This window comes from Paenibacillus shirakamiensis, from assembly GCF_017874255.1.
Lineage (GTDB): Bacteria > Bacillota > Bacilli > Paenibacillales > Paenibacillaceae > Fontibacillus > Fontibacillus shirakamiensis.
In genome coordinates, this window is the sequence record NZ_JAGGLD010000001.1 from 166,368 (window position 1) to 189,043 (window position 22,676).

22 protein-coding genes and 1 other annotated feature are annotated in these 22,676 nt (G+C 44.2%); of the genes, 19 read left to right on the plus strand and 3 right to left on the minus strand.

The window, feature by feature from the left end; genetic code table 11:
- Positions 1–3: 3 nt before the first annotated feature.
- From J2Z69_RS00680 to J2Z69_RS00700, 5 genes are read left to right on the plus strand one after another with little or no spacing between them, the layout of a single operon-like run.
- Complete coding sequence (locus J2Z69_RS00680; protein ID WP_209858273.1) at positions 4–597, plus strand: nicotinate-nucleotide adenylyltransferase; 594 nt, start codon at positions 4–6, stop codon at positions 595–597.
- On the plus strand, positions 581–1,183 hold the full coding sequence (yqeK, locus tag J2Z69_RS00685; protein WP_209858275.1) for a bis(5'-nucleosyl)-tetraphosphatase (symmetrical) YqeK: 603 nt from the start codon (positions 581–583) through the stop codon (positions 1,181–1,183). The genes J2Z69_RS00680 and yqeK overlap by 17 nt, the downstream gene beginning before the upstream one ends.
- Before the next feature lie 11 nt (positions 1,184–1,194).
- Entirely contained in the window at positions 1,195–1,542 is a 348-nt protein-coding gene (gene rsfS / locus J2Z69_RS00690) for a ribosome silencing factor (RefSeq protein ID WP_209858277.1), read from the plus strand.
- The gene (locus J2Z69_RS00695) at positions 1,539–2,459 is read left to right on the plus strand and encodes a CvfB family protein (protein WP_209858279.1); all 921 of its coding nucleotides are present in this window, start codon (positions 1,539–1,541) and stop codon (positions 2,457–2,459) included. The genes rsfS and J2Z69_RS00695 overlap by 4 nt, the downstream gene beginning before the upstream one ends.
- 23 nt (positions 2,460–2,482) lie before the next feature.
- On the plus strand, positions 2,483–3,256 hold the full coding sequence (locus tag J2Z69_RS00700; RefSeq protein ID WP_209858281.1) for a class I SAM-dependent DNA methyltransferase: 774 nt from the start codon (positions 2,483–2,485) through the stop codon (positions 3,254–3,256).
- 58 nt (positions 3,257–3,314) lie between these two features.
- Here the strand turns inward: J2Z69_RS00700 and J2Z69_RS00705 are convergent, their stop codons facing one another.
- A complete protein-coding gene (locus J2Z69_RS00705; RefSeq protein ID WP_209858283.1) occupies positions 3,315–3,626 on the minus strand; it encodes an ArsR/SmtB family transcription factor in 312 nt (103 codons plus the stop codon).
- 197 nt (positions 3,627–3,823) lie between these two features.
- Here J2Z69_RS00705 and namA point away from each other — a divergent pair, with 197 nt between their 5' ends.
- From namA to leuS, 3 genes are all read left to right on the plus strand, one after another.
- A complete protein-coding gene (namA, locus tag J2Z69_RS00710; RefSeq protein WP_209858285.1) occupies positions 3,824–4,843 on the plus strand; it encodes an NADPH dehydrogenase NamA in 1,020 nt (339 codons plus the stop codon).
- Positions 4,844–5,072: 229 nt separating this feature from the next.
- Positions 5,073–6,344, plus strand: a complete 1,272-nt coding sequence (locus tag J2Z69_RS00715; RefSeq protein ID WP_209858287.1) for a methyl-accepting chemotaxis protein — start codon at positions 5,073–5,075, stop codon at positions 6,342–6,344.
- Between the two features lie 101 nt (positions 6,345–6,445).
- Positions 6,446–6,705, plus strand: a binding site (T-box leader).
- Positions 6,706–6,790: 85 nt separating this feature from the next.
- The gene (leuS, locus tag J2Z69_RS00720; RefSeq protein ID WP_209858289.1) at positions 6,791–9,232 is read left to right on the plus strand and encodes a leucine--tRNA ligase; all 2,442 of its coding nucleotides are present in this window, start codon (positions 6,791–6,793) and stop codon (positions 9,230–9,232) included.
- Here leuS and comER read toward each other — a convergent pair.
- Positions 9,229–10,059 (minus strand): late competence protein ComER, encoded by an 831-nt coding sequence (gene comER / locus J2Z69_RS00725; protein ID WP_209858291.1) that lies wholly within the window; start codon positions 10,057–10,059, stop codon positions 9,229–9,231. The genes leuS and comER overlap by 4 nt on opposite strands.
- A gap of 155 nt (positions 10,060–10,214) precedes the next feature.
- On the opposite strand from comER, the gene J2Z69_RS00730 reads away from it, so the two are divergent.
- From J2Z69_RS00730 to holA, 7 genes are all read left to right on the plus strand, one after another.
- On the plus strand, positions 10,215–10,505 hold the full coding sequence (locus tag J2Z69_RS00730) for a hypothetical protein (RefSeq protein WP_209858292.1): 291 nt from the start codon (positions 10,215–10,217) through the stop codon (positions 10,503–10,505).
- A complete protein-coding gene (locus J2Z69_RS00735) occupies positions 10,456–10,728 on the plus strand; it encodes a ComEA family DNA-binding protein (protein WP_209858294.1) in 273 nt (90 codons plus the stop codon). The genes J2Z69_RS00730 and J2Z69_RS00735 overlap by 50 nt, the downstream gene beginning before the upstream one ends.
- A gap of 20 nt (positions 10,729–10,748) precedes the next feature.
- Positions 10,749–11,267: a deoxycytidylate deaminase gene (locus J2Z69_RS00740; protein WP_209858295.1), complete on the plus strand. Its 519-nt coding sequence runs from the start codon at positions 10,749–10,751 to the stop codon at positions 11,265–11,267.
- 105 nt (positions 11,268–11,372) lie between these two features.
- Positions 11,373–14,009, plus strand: a complete 2,637-nt coding sequence (locus J2Z69_RS00745; RefSeq protein ID WP_209858304.1) for a DNA internalization-related competence protein ComEC/Rec2 — start codon at positions 11,373–11,375, stop codon at positions 14,007–14,009.
- A 119-nt stretch (positions 14,010–14,128) separates the two neighbouring features.
- On the plus strand, positions 14,129–14,677 hold the full coding sequence (locus tag J2Z69_RS00750; protein WP_209860391.1) for an RNA polymerase sigma factor: 549 nt from the start codon (positions 14,129–14,131) through the stop codon (positions 14,675–14,677).
- Positions 14,674–15,879, plus strand: coding sequence for an anti-sigma factor family protein (locus tag J2Z69_RS00755; RefSeq protein ID WP_209858306.1), 1,206 nt, complete (start codon positions 14,674–14,676; stop codon positions 15,877–15,879). Before J2Z69_RS00750 ends, J2Z69_RS00755 begins: the two co-directional genes overlap by 4 nt.
- 267 nt (positions 15,880–16,146) lie before the next feature.
- Entirely contained in the window at positions 16,147–17,166 is a 1,020-nt protein-coding gene (gene holA / locus J2Z69_RS00760; RefSeq protein ID WP_209858308.1) for a DNA polymerase III subunit delta, read from the plus strand.
- Positions 17,167–17,285: 119 nt separating this feature from the next.
- Here holA and rpsT read toward each other — a convergent pair whose 3' ends face one another.
- Entirely contained in the window at positions 17,286–17,558 is a 273-nt protein-coding gene (gene rpsT / locus J2Z69_RS00765; RefSeq protein ID WP_209858310.1) for a 30S ribosomal protein S20, read from the minus strand.
- A gap of 166 nt (positions 17,559–17,724) precedes the next feature.
- Between rpsT and gpr the strand changes: the two genes are divergently transcribed.
- The 4 genes from gpr (at position 17,725) to lepA (ending at position 22,596) form a co-directional block, all read left to right on the plus strand.
- Entirely contained in the window at positions 17,725–18,738 is a 1,014-nt protein-coding gene (gene gpr / locus J2Z69_RS00770; protein WP_209858312.1) for a GPR endopeptidase, read from the plus strand.
- A gap of 145 nt (positions 18,739–18,883) precedes the next feature.
- On the plus strand, positions 18,884–20,155 hold the full coding sequence (locus J2Z69_RS00775; RefSeq protein WP_209858314.1) for a stage II sporulation protein P: 1,272 nt from the start codon (positions 18,884–18,886) through the stop codon (positions 20,153–20,155).
- Between the two features lie 25 nt (positions 20,156–20,180).
- Positions 20,181–20,675: a hypothetical protein gene (locus tag J2Z69_RS00780; RefSeq protein WP_209858316.1), complete on the plus strand. Its 495-nt coding sequence runs from the start codon at positions 20,181–20,183 to the stop codon at positions 20,673–20,675.
- Positions 20,676–20,778: 103 nt separating this feature from the next.
- Positions 20,779–22,596: a translation elongation factor 4 gene (lepA, locus tag J2Z69_RS00785; protein ID WP_209858323.1), complete on the plus strand. Its 1,818-nt coding sequence runs from the start codon at positions 20,779–20,781 to the stop codon at positions 22,594–22,596.
- Positions 22,597–22,676: the final 80 nt, after the last annotated feature.

Consider the following 22,676-nt stretch of genomic DNA (forward strand, 5'->3'; position numbering starts at 1 on the left):
TCTATGAAGAAGATTGGGATTATGGGTGGGGCATTTGATCCAATTCATCATGGACATTTGCTTGCAGCGGAAGCAGCCAGAGATCAGTTCACATTGGAGGAAATCTGGTTCATGCCGTCTCATCTTCCTCCCCATAAACGTGAGGCAGGAGTCAGTGGAGAGCAAAGGCTGGAGATGGTAGAACTAGCTATCGAAGGGAACCCCGCATTCAAGCCGCTCGATATTGAGCTGGTTCGGGGCGGTATCTCTTATACAGTGGATACGATTCGTGCCTTGCATAGTCAGTACCCCGATCTAGACTTTCACTTTATTATCGGAGCCGATATGATTAATTACTTGCCTAAGTGGGAAGGCATTGATGAGCTTGTGCATATACTGACATTTATCGGTTTGCAGCGTCCGGGTACTATGCTGGAATTGGATACCCTGCCTGCTTTCATTGAAGAAGCCGTTGTTTTGGCAGATATGCCGCTTGTCGATATCTCTTCTAGCTTAATTCGCAGGAACTTAGCTCAAGGACGGTCCATTCGGTATATGTTACCTGAGCGCGTATATGATTACATGAGAAGGAGTGGAATCTATGGATTACAGCCGTGAAGAGCTAATGACAGCCGTATCAGGACAGATGCCAATAAAGCGCTGGGAACATACGGAAGGTGTCATGGCTGCTGCTGTTCAGCTAGCTAATAAGTATGGCGGCGATCCCGTAAAGGCAGATCTTGCTGCGCTTCTTCATGATGTCGCTAAGTACTGGCCTATTCAGGAGCAGCAGGCTGTAGTCCGTAATCATCCTTTATTGGATCAAGATCTTCTGAACCATGATAAACAATTACTGCACTCGGAAGTAGGTTACTTCGTTGCAAGAAGTGATTATGGAGTTAGCGATATTGAAGTGCTTGATGCAATTCGTTACCATACCTCAGGACGTATCGGTATGACGTTAATGGACAAAATCATATGTCTTGCCGATTATATTGAACCTGGACGAGATTTCCCAGGCGTGGATTATATTAGAGAACAAGCTAACCAAAGCCTTGAAGAAGGATTAATTGCAGGTTTTGACTCCACAATTCGTTTTTTGCTCGACAAAAAGAAAGTGATCTATCCCCTGACCATTCTTGCACGCAATGATTTGGTTGGACAGATGAAGAGTGCTTCTACTAAAGACTCTTCTATAACCTAGGAGGTAAGTGAATGACGGTAAGCCCAAAAGAATTGTTAACGATTGCACTAGAAGCAGCAGATGATAAGAAAGCATCGAATATTGTTGCCCTGGATCTCAAAGAAATTTCTTCCATCGCAGATTATTTCGTAATCTGTCACGGTAATTCTGATACACAAGTTCAATCCATCGCAAGTGAAGTTCGCAAGCGTGTAATGGAAGCCGGTTCCACCATTCGTGGTATGGAGGGTGTGAACTCGGCACGTTGGGTGCTGATGGATCTTGGAGATGTCATTGTGCATATTTTCCATAGAGATGAGCGGGAATATTATAATATCGAGCGTCTGTGGTCAGATGCCAAAGTGGTGGAAACGGTATGAATTTTATCGCAGGTACGACAGTCTCTCTGATGATTGATAGAGAGGTATCGCCCTACGGTTTCTTTCTACAGAGCGGCGCTCAGGATGTACTGCTTCATTACACCGAACTTACGCATGAAGTAGAGCCTGGGGATACGGTAGACGTATTTTTATTTTATGATACCGAAGATCGTTTGGCAGCGACAATGAAAAAGCCCTATATTCAGCTTGGGGAGCTAGCGAAGCTAGAAGTTGCCGATGTGCATCCTCGGCTGGGTTGCTTCTTAGAGATGGGTCTCGGACGCCAGCTGTTGCTTCCGATTCGGGAACTGCCAGAACTTAAAGAATTACAACCTCAGGTAGGAGACCAAGTCTTTGTCATTATGGATCATGACAAACAGGGGCGGCTCAAGGCCAAGATTGCGAATGAACTAGATTTGATTCCCCTTACTTTCCATGCTCCGACGACTTGGAATAACGAGTGGGTAGACGTCACGGTCTATAAGCCTTTGCAAATGGGTACTTTTGTGGTCATCGACGGCGGTGTGCTTGGATTTGGTGCCATAGGCATGATTCACTCATCTGAACGCAATCGATTGCTTCGTCTAGGCGAACAGCTGAAAGTTCGTGTAGCTCATATTCGTGAGGACGGAAGAGTTAATTTATCCATGGCTCCTCGTAAAGAAATCGGTCGCAGTGAAGATGCGGAACACATTTTGGAGTATCTTACGAACCGTCCGGGTGGTGGAATGCCCTATTCTGATGCTACACCTCCAGATGTCATCAAGCAGCGCTTTGGGATTAGCAAAGCGGCCTTCAAGCGAGCTATGGGTAAGCTATTGAAGGAAGGGAAGATTCGTCAAGAAGAGAATTGGACCTATCTGGTTCAACCTATGTCAACGACAGATACAGCTCCAGAGATGGATGGACAAGCTTAAGTTACAGAAAGCAGGGAATACGTATGTCATCTTATCGCAAATTTGCCTACGTCTACGATGAACTGATGGAAGATATGCCTTATCCGCAGTGGATTCGGTTCGCGCGAACGGCTTGGGAGACTTATGGGATGCCCAAGACCGTAGTGGAACTCGGTTGCGGTACAGGAAGTATCACGATTCCCTTAGTGAACTCGGGTTTCGAGGTAACCGGGATGGATTTGTCTGCGGATATGCTATCAGTAGCTCGGCGCAAAATGGAACAGACCCCACGGGGGACACGTCTTTTCAGAGAAGGTTCCGTTCGTTGGGTTCAGCAAGATATGCGTGACTGGGAAATGCCGGAACCTGTAGATACGGTGATCTCCTTCTGTGATTGTCTGAATTATCTGCTGGAAGAAGAAGATATTATTCGAACATTTCGCAGGACATATGATGGCCTGAAGTCAGGGGGTACTTTCCTGTTCGATGTTCATCATCCAAATACGCTCATCCGCTATGAAGAGGAACAGCCATTCATCTGGGACGAGAAATCGGTATCTTATATCTGGACCTGTGAACGAGATGCAAATCGTCATGAAATTGAGCACCACTTGACGATTTTTGCACATGAAGAAGAACAGGGCAAGGATATGTATCGCCGCTTTGAAGAAGTGCATACGCAGCGAGCTTATGAGATGAACTGGCTCAAGCATGAACTGAGACAGGCTGGATTTAAGCAGGTAGAGTGTTACGCTGATTTCGAATGGACCGAAGCAGGGGAAGATGCCGCAAGGTTATTTTTTGTCGCCATAAAATAAACGCATACGAAAAAGCAGCAGCCCTCATTCCCCAGAATGATCGACTGCTGCTTTTTTATTATAACTCCTTTCCGATATACTCGGATAATCTCTGGAGCGTCTCTTCACTACGGCGGTAGTAGGTCCACTGTCCGATTCTTCTTGCCTCTAGTAATCCAGAACGTTGAAGCAAAGAAAGGTATTGTGAAGTCGTGGATTGAGATAATCCGGTTTTTTCTTGAATCTTGCCTACACAGATACCCCCTTCGAAATGGTGTTCCGAGGTGAGCGGCACAGCGGAAGGGAAATTCACTTCAGGCTCTTTGAGCCATAACATCATTTGTAGGCGCGTATCATTGGCTAGTGCTTTAAATATCATTAAATAATCCATGGCTTCATTATAGGGAATTTAGTGTATAAAACAAAGAGGAAAGTTATTTATTTGTTAATCTAGATATTGCGATATATCATGATAAAGTGTATAGTTGGTCTTAGAAGTGCTCCATGCATAGGTTGAAAAGCTTATACAATCGTATAGTAACGGACAGAAAATTTCATACTAGATTATAGAGATCTGGAAAAGGATGTGTGAGAAGGATGCTGTTTACCCCTTATCAAATTAAAGACTTGACGTTGAAGAATCGAATTGTGATGGCTCCAATGTGCATGTATTCTGTTGCGGATGAGTCTGGAAAAGTTCAGGATTGGCATAAAATTCACTATCCAGCGCGCGCTGTAGGTCAAGTAGGATTAATTATTGTTGAAGCTACGGCAGTTACGCCTAATGGACGTATCTCCCTTAATGACCTTGGCATATGGTCTGATGAACATATCTTAGGACACAGACAATTAACTGATCTTGTCCATGAGCAAAATACGCATATTGGCATTCAAATTGCCCACGCTGGACGTAAGTCAGAAGTGCCGGGTAGCATTCTTGCTCCGTCTGCCATCGCTTTTAACGATAAATATCAATTGCCTGAAGAAGCAACTACGGAACAGATTCAATCTACTATACAGTCCTTTGCGGATGCAGCTCGCCGCGCCAAAGAAGCGGGTTATGATGTTATAGAACTCCATGCAGCTCATGGCTACCTTATTAATGAATTCCTTTCCCCGCTCAGCAATCATCGTACGGATGAGTATGGCCAGAATGCCGAAGGTAGGTTCCGCTTCTTAAAAGAGATCGTGCTTGCCGTTAAGAACGTATGGTCAGGTCCGTTATTCGTAAGAGTATCTGCTCATGACTATCACGAAGAAGGGCTAGTACCCGAGGACTTCGTTACAATTTCCGAACAACTAAAAGAGCTAGGTGTAGATCTGATTGATGTGAGTTCAGGTGGGAATTTCCCGGCAGCTCCTCCTAAAATTTATCCAGGTTATCAAGTGCCATTTGCTGCACAGATTCGTAAGGAATCTAGTATTCCTACAGGTGCAGTGGGTCTCATCACAGAGCCAGAGCAAGCAGAAGAAATTCTGAAGAATGAGCAAGCCGATCTTATTTTCCTAGGCCGCGAATTATTACGTGATCCCTACTGGCCGCGCCGTGCCGCTGAGAAGCTCGAAGCCAAGATTAATGCTCCTGAGCAGTATGCTAGGGGCTGGTAATAAATAGAATTCGTAAATAAGTAAAATAAAGAGGATGTCTCCAAACGCCATAATTATACTGGCTAGGGGATGTCCTTTTTCTATTGAACTAGTTAGAATAATGCATTTTTATTATGGTCAAGTAAAGTTGTCACAAGTTGTGGAATAAAATACCTATTAAAATCTGAGAATCGCTATATAATTAGGTCATAAGTAACATGACTATACATAAAATCAGAGGTGGAGCAAGATGAAGATGTCACTAGGTTCAAAATTAGTCGCTGCTTTTGTACTCATTTCCATCGTTACGTTTGGAACAAGTGCCTTTTTTATTTTCTATCTGCGTTCTATGATTGCGGCTTCAATGCAGGAATGGCTGTACATAACCGTTGTTCTCTTGTTAGGTATTTTGTGGAGCGGTATTCTAGGGTGGCTGATCTCTAAATGGCTTACCAAACCCATTACAGAATTGGTCTTTGCTGCTAAAGAAGTTTCGTCGGGGAACCTTTTAGTACAGCTTCCCGTTCGTCAATCCGAGGATGAGATTGCTGTATTATATCGTTCCTTTCAGATGATGACGGATAGCATCAAAGATATGATTCATGATATCTCAGCAAGTAGTGATGTTACCTCTAGAAATGCAGAGACTTTAAAAGAAGCAATTACGCAAGCTACAACTCAAATTGGACAGATGTCAGATGTCGTGGATGGCATCTATGCAGGCGTAGAGAAGCAGCGTCATTCTTCGCAGGAATCTTTGGAGGATGCGGACGAGATGTTGCAGTCTTTCAGAACCATGAAAGATAAATCCGTTCAAATGAAACAGCTCTCGGGTCAGATGTCACAAGCGGTAACCCGCACGAAGTCTTCCCTCTCTGAACTTACGACTGGAATGCAAGAATTGACTGCGTCCTATGATTCCTCGAAGGATACTACAGACCGACTTGCTAAGGAAGCTAGTGATATTGAGGCGATTACCTTCACGGTCAAAGAAATTGCAGATCAGACTCATTTGCTAGCCTTGAACGCTTCGATTGAAGCTTCTAGAGCAGGCGAACATGGCTATGGTTTTGCGGTAGTGGCTCAGGAAATACGTAAGCTGGCAGGTCAGAGCTCAGAGTCTGTGCATCAGATCACCGAACTTGTGAACCGGGTGCAAGCTCAGATCCAGCAGACCGTAGAACTGATGAAGGAGCAGACGGCTCTAATTCAAGAAGAATCTACATATACCCGCGCCGCATCGAAGGACTTAGATGGACTATTTGGCATTGCGGACACGTTTATTGATTCGATAGAACTCATTGAGACGGCTATTACGGCCCAGACAGAACGGGTGGAACGGTCTCATCAAAATGCAGCAGATGTATTAGAAATGACGAATAATTTCTCAGGCGTGGCGAAGATGATTTCAGAATCGGTGCATGAAGAGACGGCTATTATGCAGGAGATCACTACGTCCTCAGAAGAATTAATGACTATGACCAATAAGTTATTTGCAAAGACGCAGGAATTTACGGTGTAAATGAACTATAGAGTAATTATGCAGGAATGCTTAGATTGTATATCGAGCTCATTGACTAGAGGGCGTATAATTTTATATAATAAATGTTAATTCAATGGAATATGTAGACGATGATGAGGAGTAGTAACGTATGTTCTCCACTCAGAGAACCGGTGCAAGGGTGTAAGCCGGATGGAGAATGGAATGTGAACTCGCCTCGGAGTTATGATGCAAGCCTGAAAGGTGCCGTGAGTTGTGACGGTTACAACAGGTGAAAGATCATCGTGTGCCTCGCGATAAGAGGGTTTGAGTGAGTGCAAGGCAAAGAATGCCCTGTGCTAACTAGGGTGGTACCACGGGAATTCCTCCTCTCGTCCCTAGCGTGAATATCGCTATGGATGGGGGGATTTTTTGTGCATAGAAACAAGAATAGGATCATTAAGGATTTCAAGGAGGAGTACAAGACAATGACAGATAACAAAAATGTAAGCCATACGTATCATCCGCAAGAGCTTGAACCCAAATGGCAGGCTTATTGGGATGAGCAGCAGACCTTTAAGACGCGTGAAGAATCGGGTTCCCCTAAATTTTACGCGCTGGATATGTTCCCGTACCCTTCAGGAGCAGGTCTGCACGTAGGTCATCCAGAAGGATATACCGCTACGGATATTGTATCGCGTTATAAGAGAATGCGTGGATACAATGTGCTTCATCCGATGGGCTGGGACGCTTTTGGTTTACCTGCGGAGCAGCATGCGCTGGATACAGGGGAGCATCCAAGAGAGATTACAGTCAAGAATATCAACAATTTCCGCCGCCAGATTAAATCCCTGGGATTCTCATATGACTGGGAACGGGAGATCAGTACGACAGACCCAGACTATTACAAATGGACCCAATGGATTTTCATTCAGCTCTATAATAAAGGATTAGCTTACGTCGCAGAAGTGCCTGTGAACTGGTGTGAGGCGCTGGGAACGGTGCTTGCTAATGAAGAGGTCATCGATGGACTGAGTGAGCGCGGAGGCCATCCCGTTGTCCGCAAGCCTATGCGCCAATGGGTGCTGAAGATTACAGAATATGCTGAGCGTCTTCTTGAAGATTTGGAAGAGCTGGATTGGTCTGAAAGTATTAAGGATATGCAGCGGAATTGGATTGGTAAATCCGAAGGGGCAGAAGTTGTATTTGCCATGGATGGTTTTGAGGAATCTCTCAAAGTATTCACAACCCGTCCGGATACATTGTTCGGTGCAACCTATGCCGTTCTGGCACCAGAACATGAATTGGTTGCTGTGATCACCCAGCCAAGCCAGCAGGAAGAAGTCAAAGCCTACCAAGAACAAGCTTCTCGCAAGAGTGATCTAGAACGTACAGATCTGGCTAAGCATAAGACAGGTGTATTTACAGGTGCTTATGCGATCAATCCAATCAATGGCGCGAAAGTTCCAATCTGGATTGCTGATTATGTACTTGCGGGGTATGGTACGGGCGCAATTATGGCCGTTCCGGGTCATGATGAGCGTGATTATGAATTTGCGAAGCAATTCGACCTGCCTATTATTGAAGTGGTATCTGGTGGAGACGTTAGTACCGAAGCATATGCAGGCGACGGAGCTCATGTGAATTCGGAGTTTTTGAACGGTCTAACGAATGAAGAAGCAGGCAAAAAAGCTATTGTGTGGTTGGAAGAGCAGGGTAAAGGTCAAGGGAAAGTAACTTATCGTCTGCGTGACTGGTTGTTCAGTCGTCAGCGGTATTGGGGTGAGCCAATTCCTATTTTACATTTGGAAGATGGCACAATGAAGCCTGTTCCTGTAGATCAACTCCCTGTCGTGCTGCCGGATGTTGATCAGATTAGACCTTCCGGTACGGGGGAATCTCCACTTGCGAATGTGACAGAATGGGTAAATACTACCGATCCAGAGACGGGTCTTCCAGCGCGCCGCGAGACGAATACGATGCCGCAATGGGCGGGAAGCTGCTGGTATTACTTGCGCTTTATTGATCCACATAATGATCAAGAACTTTGCTCCCAAGAGAAACAACAGCAGTGGCTGCCAGTCGACCTTTACATTGGTGGAGCAGAGCATGCTGTACTTCATTTGCTGTATGCAAGGTTCTGGCATAAAGTGCTGTATGACCTGGGAATGGTATCCACCAAAGAACCTTTCCATAAGCTAGTGAACCAAGGTATGATTTTAGGAACTAATAATGAGAAAATGAGCAAGTCTCGTGGCAACGTCATCAATCCAGATGTCATTGTGAATGAATATGGTGCAGATACCCTGCGTATTTACGAAATGTTCATGGGTCCTCTAGAGGCGACAAAACCTTGGAATTCCAACGGTGTGGAAGGTACGTATCGTTTCCTTTCCCGTGTGTGGCGTCTATTCATTAGTGAAGATGGAACGATCAGTCCGAAGATTGTGAACGGTGAAGGTAGCGAGGAATTCAATCGTACTTGGCACAAGACAGTCAAAAAAGTTACAGAAGATATGGAAGCCCTTCGCTTCAATACAGCAATTAGCCAATTGATGATATTCATTAATGAAGCGTATAAGACTGATGTGATTCCACGCGAAGCCGCAGAGAATTTTGTTCAGCTCTTGTCCCCGCTGGCTCCCCACTTAGCAGAGGAGCTTTGGCAGCGGTTTGGTCATCAAGATAGCATTACCTACGTGGCATGGCCGTCTTATAATGAGAAATGGACAGTAGATGCAGAAGTGGAGATTGTGGTTCAAGTGAATGGCAAGATCGTAGAACGTGCCAAAATATCCAAAGATTTGGATCAAGCCGCGATGGAGAAATTCACCCTTGAACTGGCTAACGTTCAGAAAGCTATTGAAGGCAAAACGATTCGCAAAGTCATTGCTGTACCTGGCAAACTTGTAAACATTGTAGTAGGTTAGGCTTCTATATTCTCAAACAGTTTATCTAGCTTAATCAGATCATGCTCATGCTTGCGTGTGGTGGTCTTAATGAGTTCAGGGAATACCTGAAATAGGTGTTCTTGAAGCACTTGCAGTCCTTCCGCGGTTACACCGCCAGGAACAGCGACACGTTGTTGTAATTGTTCTACGGTGAACCCGCCTTCTGTCAGAAGTCTACCTGTTCCTAGTAGCATCTGAGCCCCCAATTGTATGGCGGTGTTGCGGTCTAGTCCGCTTCGGCTTTCCGCAGCATCGGCCCATAAGGCAAGGATGTAGGCTAGAAAAGCTGGCCCACAACTTGATATATCGGAAGCCGTTCGAACTTGGGTTTCAGGAATGGGCACAGGAGTACCAACCGATGAGAAGAGTTGCTCGAGTAATAAGCGATCTTCGGGACGTATGCGCTCTCCATACATGCATAGAGAGGCACCGCTTAAGACGGAGTGGGTGATCGTAGGAATGATTTTGGCTGCTTTGGAGGGGAGAATACTCTCTAAGTGAGCTAGAAGAATGGGACTCGTAATAGAGACCACAATTTGCTCCTCGGTCACCACATCTTTTAATTCTGAAAGTACGCTTTGGAAATCTAGAGGTTTAACGCAGAGGAAGATAATATCGCTGTGTAGAGCTGCTTGAACATTACTGCTAGCTGTCTTGAGTCCGGGATATCTGGCCGATAGACGTTCAACTTTGGACAATGTTCGGCTGCTAGCCGTAATTTGCTTTGGCTGGAGCGCACCGGAACGCAGAAAAGATTCGATTAACAGTCCACCCATACTTCCTGTTCCTATAAATGCAATTTGCATCTAAGATCTCTCTCCTTCTTGCGCGAAGGCGCCGCTTGTCATCACGAATCGTGTGTTCCTTGAACACCGTATGCCGTCGTTTACAATGTATGCTTGAGCATCAAGGCTTCATGACAATCATTTTTACTCGTGAAATTGGAGGGAAGGATTTTTAGATGGAAATGAACTTGAAAACTTTAGGAACTGTGCTAGTCTCCGCAGTTATGGGTGCAGGTCTTATGCTTCTAGCTGTTGGAGGAAGTGAGCCGAAGGGGCTTGAAGGTTGGGTTCCTATAAATGCGCAAGTGGCCTCAGCGATGAATCAAGAGAAGGCGGAGAAGAAGCCTGTAGAGCAGACTAACCAAATGAGTCATCAACAGACCAATCAAGCCAACCAACAGACCAACCAACCAACAGATGGAGGCAGGTATTGCCCCTTCTGGTTCTGTAGCGGGTGCAAAGTCTAGTTCGAAGGATCAACCCGCCACGCTGATAGAAAAAAAGATTCATATCAATTCTGCTACGGTCCAAGACTTGATGAATATTCCAGGGATTGGAGCGAAGAAGGCAGCGGCCATTTTGGCCTATCGTGAACAGCATGGTGCCTTTAAGAGCATTAATGAGCTTACTGAGGTTAAGGGTATCGGAAATAAAATGTTAGAGAAAATGAGGCCTTATATTGGGCTGTAAGGACAAGGAGGTGAGCGACCATGCCTTCCGATCAACGCAAGGATTGGGATACTTACTTTATGGATATCGCTTATATGGTGTCTACTCGCTCTAGATGCAGTCGACGTCATGTGGGTGCGGTTCTAGTCCAAGGAAAGAAGCTTTTAGGAACAGCTTACAATGGAGCTCCCTCAGGAGTGCCCGATTGTTCAGAGGCCGGATGTATGATTGCTGAGGATTATGAACTCCTTACCGTAGAAGGTCAGGAGCAGATGATCAAGAAACAACGCTGTATTCGGACTATTCATGCGGAGCAAAATCTACTGTTGTTCACAGATCGAGTCGACCGAGAAGGTTCAAGTGTCTATGTAACTGATGAACCTTGCTGGACTTGTGCTAATATGCTTGCTAATAGTGGTATAATTGAGGTTGTCTTTCATAGAGCTTACCTGAAGGACTCGAGAAAAGTAACGGATATGATGAATCAAAAGGGAATTGTATTTCGGCAGTTAGAAAGCTATATTCCTCCTTCCGAGACATTGCATCAAGTGCAGGATTAAGCAGGATTGCTATAATTTTTCAAGAGGAAGAACCTCCACAATATAATGTGGGGGTTCTTTTTGTTGACTAGAATTATTCAAAGATGAGGGAAGGAGGGGATTGGCATGAATTCGAGACCGCTAGTATATGTATTAATTTGCTGGATATTAGGCGCCACTTTAGCTTATTTAGTCCAAGGTACAGAATTTTGGCTCTGGTGGGCAGGAGTGCTCTTTTGTCTTCCGCTCACTGGTTTATTACTCCGAATTTCACTAAGGAAGATGGGGGTGGGATTGCTTATTTTTACTGTAGCGGCTCTATATTGGAACTATACAGAATCCCAGAATCGTAGTGAAATTAGCAAGTCGATCCAGCAAGAGTCGTGGACGAAGGGAAGCATTATCACACAAGGAATCATTGTATCAGCGGTGGAAAGGGATGGGGATCGTGTAGAATTTACGGTTCAAGTATCTTCCCTGTCGCTTAAAGGTTCAACATCGCTTGCGACAACTATTTCGGGAGAGAAAGTTGCCGTTCAAGTGAAGTTATTGGAACAGAAAGAATTGAATAAGATCCAACAATGGAAAAGAGGTGGGCATGTTCAACTCGAAGGACAGTGGTCCGAGCCAGCAGGTATTCGAAATTTTGGTGGCTTTGATTACGCTACATATTTGCACCGCCATAGAATTCACAATTTGTTGAAAGTGAACGGAGCTTCACAAGTTGAATCAAGTGAAGGTCCATGGAGCATCCATAAGATTTTAGCATGGAATGATCGGGTTCGAGTGGTTATGGGTCAGCGATTAGAAAAGATCTTTGGCACCTTAGATGCTGGTTTTATGAAGGGTCTTCTTATAGGCGATACGAATGATTTGGATACAGAAATCTATACTGGATTCACCCAGCTTGGTCTCACCCACATTCTTGCAATCTCGGGCAGTCATGTTGCTATTAATATGAGCATACTCTATTGGATACTTAGAAGATTCAGAGTTAACAGAGAACATGCATATCTAGTCATTCTTACGTTCATCCCACTATACGTACTTTTTACAGGATTCACTCCTTCGGTTATTCGCTCAGGCATCATGTCGATGATTGGCGTATATTTGATGCGGCAAGGTCTATTCAAAGATGCTCTGAATGTACTGGCGGCTGCGGCGATGCTCATGCTCGTAATGGAACCTTACTTTTTATTTGATGTAAGTTTTCAATTATCTTTCGCAGTGACTGCTGGATTAATTGTTGGAGTGCCTCTAACCCTCCCTCATCTGTCTGCCCTGCCTAGAATTCTACGAATGCCGGTAGCCATGACCGCAGTAGCACAAGTGATCTCGTTTCCCTTATCTATCTATTATTTCAATCAGTTTTCCTTGCTGAGTGTAGTCGCTAACTTCTTAATCGTTCCTATTGTTGGGGTACTCTCTCTTTCGGGAGGCACTGCGGCTCTCCTTACCAGTTTGCTATCGATTAAGCTAGGTAGCTGGATCGCTTATCCGATCACTTGGGTGAATCATATAGCTTTTGCGATGGTAAATTGGCTCCAGTCTCGAAGTGGATTTATGACATTTTGGACATCACCTTCTCTTCTTTGGATCGTGTTTTATTATGGATGCATCGGCGCAATAATGAGCTTATCCATCAAGCAGCACAGAGAATCTATAACGTTAGTAGACTTTGAGACGCAGCCTCTTCATTTCAAGCATATAAAAGGAGAGGGAGATCATCTTAGAAAAACATGGCTTAGTCGGAAGTGGGGAGTGCAGCTACTTCTCTTTATATTCCTCATTTCATTGTTGTACATTGGGTATAGATCCGAGAACCCGAGCGGAATGGGTAGAGTTCAGGTATTAGATGTGGGGCAAGGAGATTGTATACTTATCACTACACCTACAGGAAAAAATATACTCGTAGATGGTGGAGGAACGGTTACCTTTGGCAAACCCAAAGAAGCGTGGAAAATTCGCAAAGATCCTTATGAAGTGGGGGAAAAACTTGTGGTTCCTCTACTGAAAAAGCGAGGAATTCATCAGATTGATGCGCTTGTTATCACTCATGGAGATCAGGACCACATAGGAGGATTGCAAGCTGTACTTGATACATTCCCTGTTGAATCCATACTGATGAATGGAACACGATCAGGAACAGCTACAGAGAATAACTTAATGCGTAGAGCTTTGGAACAAGACGTGCCTATCTTCGAAGTGGAGGCGGGCATGCAAATACAGCCTGATGTGCGAACGTCGATGACGTTCATCGCTCCTACTGTAATCTCGCAAGATGTGCCAAATTCGATTAGATTTGAACAGAATCAAAACCATGCTTCTGTAGCATTTGTACTTGAAATGGATAGCTATCGATTCATGTTTACAGGGGATATGGACGAAGCCTCTGAACAAGCCGCACTAGATACATTTGTCTTATCATCATGGACTGCCCAAGGTAATTTGACACAGAATAAAAAGGAAGCCGATATATTAAAAGTCGATGTGCTTAAAGTGGCGCATCACGGCAGCAAGACATCCACCTCTGAAAAATGGCTGGACCGTTTACATCCTTCAGTAGCAGTAATATCTGTTGGCGCTTCCAATACGTATGGACATCCGAGTCTTCCTACTCTGGAGAAACTTCAAAAAGAACACATTCGTATTGAACGGACAGATCAAGAGGGGGAAGTCCAATTTCAGACGGGGAAAGGCGGCTTAGAGACCAGGCATGCAGCTAAGATGACGGGGCCTAGTATTTCTGTTATGGTAAAGTGAGACTTATGGCATATTGGCCCATTAAATATCCTCAATTTTACAAATGAAATTATATAAAATGAATGCAACATATTACTGAACTGCAACGTCTGTATAGTTGCAAGGAAGGGGGATCACTTGTGGTCGAGCAGGGACTCATCAGAGCCGCTCAATCGGGCGATCGCGACGCTCTAATCACCCTATTGCGTGAAATCGAACAGCAGGTATATCGCACGGCTTATTATATTCTTAATAATGAGCAAGATGCGCATGATGCCTCACAGGAAGCTCTCATTCGGATTTATACTAAAATTGATTCTTATGAAGAGAAGGCGCAATTCAAGACCTGGGTCCAACGGATTGTAACCAACATATGTATTGATAAATTTCGACGAACCAAACCTTCCGTATCTATTGAAGAACACGAGCTTGTTTTTCAAGGAAAGGAGAATGTGGAACGAGCCGTATTATCTACATATTTGGCACAAGATATTCAAGAGGCCATTAATAAGCTTCCAGAGCATCACCGTTCGGTCGTCGTTCTGAGATACGTGCAGGATCTTTCATACAATGAGATTGCAGATTGTCTGGATCTTCCTTTGAACACGGTCAAATCGTACTTATTTAGAGCTAGACAGCAGCTGCAAAACTTACTCCAAGACTATCAGAAAGGTGGTGTATCAGGATGAAATGCCCGGAGGCAGCAGCATGCATGCATCGTTATTTGGATGGGGAACTGTCCAATGCGGAAGAATCGGAATTTTTGCAACATATCAACGATTGCTCGGATTGCTATGAAGAATTCGACTTGCTCAAACGGCTATCCAATGATCTCTACCAGCTGCCAGAAGTAACCCCTAGATTTAATCTAGTGGATTCCATTCTTCCACGTCTGGAAGCGATAGAACAAACAAGGGATCTAGCTATACAAGGAGAATTAACCCTCGAATCATCTCGAGACAAAGAAATGACAAGCGTTGCTCAGCGTTCTCAAAAGCGGGTTGTTGCCCGTTGGCAGCGCTTTGGTGCAATGGGTGGCGCCGTTGCCGCAGCCATAATGATTATTGGCTTTTTCATGCTCCAACATGAACCTAAGCAGTTCCCTAGTGCAGACAAACCTACGACGGCTTCTTATGATACCAATGCATTAGAAAAAAAAGGCAGTGCATATGATCTCGCTGCTAATCCATCTTCACCTCAATCTGCCCCTCCAGCAAAAGTAGACGAGTCTTCTGGAGGATCTAGTACAGCTACTTCAATTCTTGAAGATTCCTTATTTGTAGCGAAAGAAGAGAAGTCCATCCCTGAAGGCAAGAGCCGGAGTTCATCATCCGAACAAAAAGTAGAGGAACCTAAGACTTATGCTTCCTCTTCTCCAACCACGAAATCAAAAGTTCCTGCTACGGAGAATAAGGGAACTACGGGGTATACGAGGAATAGTGATAATACGAGGAATACGGATAATAAAAGCACTGCTCCTGTGACAACGCCTAAGAAGGATATTAATCCGGATGCAAGCGATTCACTCACAACGATGGGTGTAACAGGCACTGGGGTAACGGCAGATACAGCTCCCGAGATGCTGAGACCAGAAACTTCAATTACCACACCTCTGAATCCAGATAGTCTTCAATCTATAACTTCACAAAAGAGTCTTGCGAATGAATGGACCTCCACGGATGGTCTGTATACGGTAATCTTAGACAAAAATCAGGTGAAGTTATTTAGGAATGGTCCTCAAGATCCTACCCTTATTTCGGAACAAGTTCTAGATGGTAGTTGGGTTCAAGGCACATGGTCAGATGATAGCAAGACCTTTATCTATAAGACCTCAAGCCAAGACAAAATCAATGAACATAGTATAAAAGCAGACGAGATCGAGGTTAAATAACGAATTTGTCTAATTAATAAGAATAAGGAACCATTTCTTTTCCTAAGGAATAGAATGAAGTATAGAACGAGCAATATCCTGAACGTGTTCGTCGTATGACCGCTGGAAGGTAAGTTTCTAGAGCTTATTTTTCCGACGTTTATATAGATGTTCCGGAACAATAGAGACCTCCGTATAGCCAACAAGGCTGGAGGTCTCTTTGTTATGTGCCTAGATGGACGGAATCTGCTAGTTTGAGTACAATATAGTCTTAGGGGGGATTTACGATTGGATGCCAGAGCAGCAATGAAAGAAATTAAGAAGGGTCAATTAGCACCGCTTTATTTGTGCTTTGGTTCGGAGAAGTATCAAATTCAAGAGTTTATTCAAGCTATCCAGCAAGTGGTTGTTGAACCCGAGAATCGGGATCTTGCCTTAGTTCATTATGATTTATCCGAGACTCTCATTGAGCAAGTAATTGAAGAGGCCGAGACCCTCCCTTTTCTAGTAGAACGCAAACTAATTATCGTCCGTGATACTTCTTTGTTCTCCGCGGCTAGAGATAATGCGAAGATGGAACATAAAGTGGATACGTTACTTCAATATATAAGTAATCCTGCAGATCACAGCGTAGTCATCTTTGTTGTACAGGGAGACAAGCTCGATGAACGGAAGAAGACGGTCAAAGCTATGAAAGCTTCAGGACAAGTGCTTTCTTTCATGCCTTTAGGGGGCCAAGAGCTTATTCAGTGGGTAGTAAGTCAAGTCAAGACAAGACATTGTCATATCGATGCCCCTACCGCTAAGGTCCTAATTCACAGTGCAGGTGTGCAAATGGCAGCTCTCTCCGCAGAGATCAATAAGCTTTGCTTGTATACAGGCGAGGGCGGGACTATTCAGCAAGAAGACATAGCGGAGCTTGTCTCGAAGACAACGGAACAGAATGTGTTTGGTATGGTGGAAGATATAGCGAACTTGAAATTAGATAAAGCTTTGTCCACATTTTATGAACTTCTAAAACAGCGGGAGGAGCCAATTAAAATCGCGGCTCTAATTGCTCGTCAGTTCCGCATTATGCTACAAGTGAAAGAGTTAGGAAGTCAAAGCTACTCCCAGCAGCAAATAGCTTCTCAGTTAGGTTTGCATCCATATGCGGTAAAGATTGCTGGAGAGCAAGCGCGCAAATTCGACGGAGCGAAGTTACGCACTTCTCTGTCGGAACTAGCAGAGCTAGATTATCGAATGAAATCAGGGCGTATAGACAAAGTACTCAGCATCGAAATGTTTTTACTTAAGCTAGGGGCTTAATTGTCGATAAGATCTAAGCTCCTTGTTCAATGGAGTAAGAGTGAAAAAGAACAAACACAAAAAACGGATGCTTCCATAAAGGAAACATCCGTTTTTTGCAGTTGACATATAATAGCGCCTTACGCTTGCGTTGTAAGAGCGTTCAATTTTTTTGCCAAGCGGGATTTCTTGCGGGCAGCTGCATTTTTATGGATCAAACCTTTCGTTACAGCTTTGTCCAATTTCTTGGAAGCTGCGGCGAAAGCTGCTTTAGCTGTATCCACTTCGTTGTTAGCCAGCGCAGAATCAGCGGCTTTAACAACTGTACGAAGCGCAGATTTCTGAGAAGCGTTAAGCGCGCGACGTTTGTCGTTAGTTTTTACACGTTTAATGGCGGATTTAATGTTAGGCATTGCATTCACCTCCTGTAAGCATTTACGAATCCAGATGATTCACAACTTAAAATATTTTAGCATGGGCACACTTAAAAAGCAATCAAATCATGATAAAACAATCTCTGCATAATCTATAGGACACTCCAGCACACTATAGAAAATGGCTCAGGGAGGTTACAGCGAGATGACACTAGATTTAAGTTCCTATATGGTGAGAACAGATTTGGCTGTAGAGTTGAAGGAAATGGCCGAGAAAGCAGAGGGTGGACCGATTCCGGGATTGGTAGAAGATATAACTGAACATGATGGAATCAAGATCACCCGATTAGATGTACAAAGTGAAGAGGCCTCCAACCGAATCGGGCGAATTAAGGGTCATTATGTAACGATAGAAGTGCCTGGACTTCGAAATCAGGATACGACGCTTCAAGAGAAGGTAACCAGAGATTTTGTGAAGGAATTTAGTGCTTTTCTCATTAAGATTGGGATCTCTTCAAAAAATAAGGTGCTCATTGTAGGACTCGGTAACTGGAATGTGACACCCGATTCTCTAGGTCCACTAGTAGTGGAGAATTCCCTAGTTACGCGGCACTATTTTGAATTAGCGCCGGATCAAGTATCCCCGGGTTACCGCGAAGTCAGTGCGATTGCTCCGGGGGTGCTCGGCATCACCGGGATAGAATCCAGTGAAATTGTGCAGAGCATAGTCGAGCGAACGAAGCCGGATCTCATTATTGCGATTGATGCTTTAGCATCCAAATCCTTAGACCGCCTCAATACTACGATTCAGATTGCTGATATTGGAATACACCCTGGCTCTGGAATTGGCAATAAGCGCCGCGGACTAACTAAAGAAATTTTAGGTGTACCCTGTATTGGTATCGGTGTACCTACGGTTTGTTACGCTTCGACCATCGTAAATCACACTTTTGATTTGATGAGAGATCATTTCAACAAAGAGGGCGGAGGCAACAGCAGTCAGACCAAGCAGATCCTAGGATTGCTGTCCGAACTGAGTGAAAATGAACGTCTAGGTCTTGTGAAAGAGGTTCTCTCCCCTCTTGGACATGATGTGATTGTAACACCTAAAGAGATTGATGAATTTATCGAAGATATCGCGAATATTATCGCAAGTGGCCTCAATGCTGCGCTGCATGAAGCAGTGAATGGCGATAATGTTGCGGCATACACGCATTAACCAAGACTCCTCCAGAAGAAGTTCGCGATTCTAGCGAACTTCTTCTTTTTTGTGAGAATTGGAGGTTCTACCTTTTTGCCGAGGTTCATAGATTTGAAGTATAAGAGCTTGGACTTAAACCGGCAAAGAGGAGGAGCGAACAACAATGAAATCGTTTAGGACATGGAATATTGGTCGAATTAGGCAAAATCTGATTCAAATGCTTGCCATGGGTCGTACGTTCGTACTCCTGATGGGGCTGTCTATAGTATTTTTTATTTTACTCGGCATTGGGGGACTTGCTGAACAAAGTCTCAACACCTCACCCGTATCATCGATGAAAGGATTGGCGGCTTCCTTATCAAGTAGATTTTTTGTGGATATGGTGGGTATGGAGATCCCGCACTTGGATAAAGGTAAAAAAGAAGCATCCACGTTCTCAGGGCAGCATATGACAAACTTTGTATTTCAGTTATTGACGAATGTGAATCCCTCCGACCCTAAAAGTCTCTTGGCAAGAGAAGTACCGGGTCTAGCTGCTAATAATGCTGTACTCCTTAGAAATGGATCGGGTAACAAAGACGCAGACGCTCCTCAAGACTACCATCCCGATAGTAGTAAGCAGATCGAGATTCCTAATGAGGCAACGACACCCCCTGAATCTTCCGATCCTCCTTCGACAAGTGAAGATCATGGTACTAGACCGATCACAGACAAAGTGGTGATGATCTATCACTCTCATCCGCAGGAATCATATAATCCTCTGCTGGGTACACTGGGAGATAACCCTAGTACTGCAGCATTTGATAAAAATGTAGGAATAGTAGGAACAAAAGTATCTAAAGAACTGGAGAAAAAGGGGTTAGGTGCGCTGCATACACTCGCGGACTACGCATCTTCTGTTCAAGGCTACAATTATAATTTTTCATATAAATATTCAAAAGCTACCGTTAAAGCTGCGATGACCCAGAACAAAGACCTCAAATATTTCATCGATATTCATAGAGACTCTGCTCATTACAAAAAAACGACGAATGTTATTAATGGAGTAAGTTACGCTAAATTATTCTTCATTATTGGATATGCCAATCCAAATTGGCGAAAAAATGAAGCCTTTGCAACAGCGATTCATGAACGAATCGAGAAGAAATATCCTGGCATTTCCCGGGGGATATGGGGCAAGACATCCGCGCAAGGAAATGGGGAGTACAATCAATCCTTCTCACCTAACAGTGTCTTAATTGAAGTAGGAGGCATTGATAATACCCAAGAGGAACTAGATCGGACTTCCAAAATTTTAGCGGATACAATTGCAGAGGTGTACTGGAGCCAACAAAAAGCAAATAAAGTTGACACCTCTCCAAAAAAGGAATCTAAAAATAAAAAAATAGCACCGAAAGATACCGTCCCAGCAGAAGAAGCAGTGCCTGGAACATAATCAATACAGTTGTGGAGGGATTAGAATGAAAAAAACGATGAAAAAGACGATCATATACGGAGTACTTATGGTCGCAGGTACATCATTAGGTTTTCAACTAGCAAATAACACACAGACCAATGTTGCTTTAGCTTCGGTGCCGAATGCTATAGACGGAAGACAGCAGGTTGTTGTTCAGCAACAATCAGGCAAGTTCATTTCTGGAGGGGCTCAGCAATCAAATTCAGGTCAGATTCTATATGAAGTGCAGGGTAATCAACTTGTTCAAGCGGGGCAAATTGTACAGTGGGCTCCAGTCAGTTCAAGTCAATCCAATATAGAAGTAAATCCAAGTGTGCAGAGTACAACAGCGACTTCTCAACCCCTACCTAAATTGCAGACACCTGGCACGCTCTTGCTCCCTGAAGCCAATCAACCGGCAGTAGATCGTCTTGCGGATCGAACAGGGGAACTGCTTCAGAATGCCTCACAAAAAAGTATGAAATGGGTAGTATCTTTGTTCAGCTCTCTTACGGACTAAGCGTCAGGCTTATTGGAGTGATCTGAAGGCTTGCCATTGATGCCTCACCCCTTAACTGATATAATGAATTGATTGTACTAAGGTTTATTTGTGGGGGTAAGGCATGACAGATATTAAGGCAAGGCAGGAGAAAATCAGGAATTTCAGTATTATTGCACATATAGACCATGGAAAATCTACTTTAGCCGACCGAATTTTGGAGTACACCGGCGCACTAACATCACGCGAAATGCAAGAACAGGTTTTGGATCAAATGGACCTCGAACGAGAGCGCGGAATTACGATTAAGTTACAGGCAGTTAGACTTACGTATCGTGCAGATGACGGTGTAGAATATCTATTGAATCTAATTGATACACCAGGGCACGTAGATTTCACTTACGAGGTATCTCGTAGTTTGGCTGCGTGTGAGGGAGCACTGCTTGTAGTGGATGCGGCCCAAGGTATTGAAGCCCAGACGCTTGCGAATGTATATCTTGCATTGGACAATAACTTAGAGATATTGCCTGTCATTAACAAAATTGATCTTCCTAGTGCGGACCCGGAGCGGGTTAAGCAGGAGATTGAAGATGTTATTGGGCTCGACGCAAGTGAAGCTGTTCATGCTTCTGCCAAAGCTGGAATTGGAATTAAAGAGATTTTGGAGCAAGTTGTAAGTCAGGTACCTGCACCGACAGGTGATCCAGATCAACCGCTCAAAGCATTGATTTTTGACTCCCATTATGACCCGTACAAAGGGGTTATCGTCTATGTACGTGTAATTGACGGTAAAATCAAACCGGGATCGAAGATCAAGATGATGGCTACAGACAAAACCTTTGAGGTTATTGAAGTAGGAGCCTTCATGCCGAGAATGACGATTGTGGACGAGCTAAACGTTGGCGATGTAGGATTTATTGTGGCGGGTATCAAGACCGTGGGAGATACTCGTGTCGGCGATACCGTAACAGATGCGAAGAATCCCACATTGGAACCACTTCCAGGTTATCGTAAGATTAATCCGATGGTCTATTGCGGATTGTACCCGATTGAGACTTCGGACTATATTGATCTGCGTGAAGCACTGGAGAAATTACAACTTAACGATGCTTCCCTGAGTTTTGAACCGGAGACTTCAAGTGCGTTAGGATTTGGATTCCGCTGTGGATTCTTAGGACTGCTTCATATGGATGTCATCCAAGAGCGAATTGAACGTGAGTTCAACATTCCGTTGATAACCACTGCTCCGAGTGTTATTTATAAGGTGACACTTACTAATGGTGAAGTTCTTACGATTGATAATCCATCGAACTATCCCGATGTAGGCAAAATCGACCATGTGGAAGAGCCTTATGTCAAAGCTGCTATTATTGTACCTAATGATTATGTGGGTACGGTTATGGAACTTTGTCAGAACAAACGCGGAGAGTTCGTGAACATGGAGTATCTGGATACGACACGGGTAACGATTACGTATCAAGTGCCTCTTTCCGAAATAGTATATGATTTCTTCGATCAATTGAAATCAGGAACCAAAGGGTATGCTTCCTTTGACTACGAAATTTCCGGTTATCGTACTTCGAATCTCGTGAAAATGGAGATCCTCCTCAATAGTGAGCAGGTCGATGCTCTATCGTTCATTGTTCACCGTGATCGTGCATTCCACCGCGGACGTCTGATCTGCCAGAAATTGCAGAAGCTGATTCCACGTCAAATGTTCGAAGTGCCGATTCAGGCATCAATTGGTACCAAAGTCGTGGCGCGTGAGACCGTTAAAGCTATGCGTAAGAACGTACTTGCCAAGTGCTACGGAGGCGACATTTCGCGGAAGCGGAAGCTCCTTGAGAAGCAGAAGGAAGGTAAGAAGCGCATGAAGCAAGTCGGCAGTGTTGAAGTGCCGCAAGAAGCGTTCATGGCAGTGCTGAAGATTGACGAAGATTAAGATTACATCCGTCTTAGGGCGGAATACATTGAAGGGAAAGCCGTCATGGCTTTCCTTTTTCCAATTATAATGATGTTGTT

Excerpts from the sequence above, each read along its gene's own strand:
- J2Z69_RS00705 (WP_209858283.1), bottom strand. The coding sequence starts at position 3,626 with ATGGATTATTTAATGATATTTAAAGCACTAGCCAATGATACGCGCCTA.
- J2Z69_RS00740 (WP_209858295.1), top strand. The coding sequence starts at position 10,749 with ATGCCTTCCGATCAACGCAAGGATTGGGATACTTACTTTATGGATATC.
- leuS (WP_209858289.1), top strand. The coding sequence starts at position 6,791 with ATGACAGATAACAAAAATGTAAGCCATACGTATCATCCGCAAGAGCTT.
- J2Z69_RS00745 (WP_209858304.1), top strand. The coding sequence starts at position 11,373 with ATGAATTCGAGACCGCTAGTATATGTATTAATTTGCTGGATATTAGGC.
- lepA (WP_209858323.1), top strand. The coding sequence starts at position 20,779 with ATGACAGATATTAAGGCAAGGCAGGAGAAAATCAGGAATTTCAGTATT.
- J2Z69_RS00700 (WP_209858281.1), top strand. The coding sequence starts at position 2,483 with ATGTCATCTTATCGCAAATTTGCCTACGTCTACGATGAACTGATGGAA.
- rpsT (WP_209858310.1), bottom strand. The coding sequence starts at position 17,558 with ATGCCTAACATTAAATCCGCCATTAAACGTGTAAAAACTAACGACAAA.
- J2Z69_RS00715 (WP_209858287.1), top strand. The coding sequence starts at position 5,073 with ATGAAGATGTCACTAGGTTCAAAATTAGTCGCTGCTTTTGTACTCATT.
- rsfS (WP_209858277.1), top strand. The coding sequence starts at position 1,195 with ATGACGGTAAGCCCAAAAGAATTGTTAACGATTGCACTAGAAGCAGCA.
- J2Z69_RS00735 (WP_209858294.1), top strand. The coding sequence starts at position 10,456 with ATGGAGGCAGGTATTGCCCCTTCTGGTTCTGTAGCGGGTGCAAAGTCT.
- J2Z69_RS00695 (WP_209858279.1), top strand. The coding sequence starts at position 1,539 with ATGAATTTTATCGCAGGTACGACAGTCTCTCTGATGATTGATAGAGAG.
- J2Z69_RS00680 (WP_209858273.1), top strand. The coding sequence starts at position 4 with ATGAAGAAGATTGGGATTATGGGTGGGGCATTTGATCCAATTCATCAT.
- yqeK (WP_209858275.1), top strand. The coding sequence starts at position 581 with ATGGATTACAGCCGTGAAGAGCTAATGACAGCCGTATCAGGACAGATG.
- J2Z69_RS00780 (WP_209858316.1), top strand. The coding sequence starts at position 20,181 with ATGAAAAAAACGATGAAAAAGACGATCATATACGGAGTACTTATGGTC.
- J2Z69_RS00730 (WP_209858292.1), top strand. The coding sequence starts at position 10,215 with ATGGAAATGAACTTGAAAACTTTAGGAACTGTGCTAGTCTCCGCAGTT.
- comER (WP_209858291.1), bottom strand. The coding sequence starts at position 10,059 with ATGCAAATTGCATTTATAGGAACAGGAAGTATGGGTGGACTGTTAATC.
- J2Z69_RS00775 (WP_209858314.1), top strand. The coding sequence starts at position 18,884 with ATGAAATCGTTTAGGACATGGAATATTGGTCGAATTAGGCAAAATCTG.
- J2Z69_RS00755 (WP_209858306.1), top strand. The coding sequence starts at position 14,674 with ATGAAATGCCCGGAGGCAGCAGCATGCATGCATCGTTATTTGGATGGG.
- gpr (WP_209858312.1), top strand. The coding sequence starts at position 17,725 with ATGACACTAGATTTAAGTTCCTATATGGTGAGAACAGATTTGGCTGTA.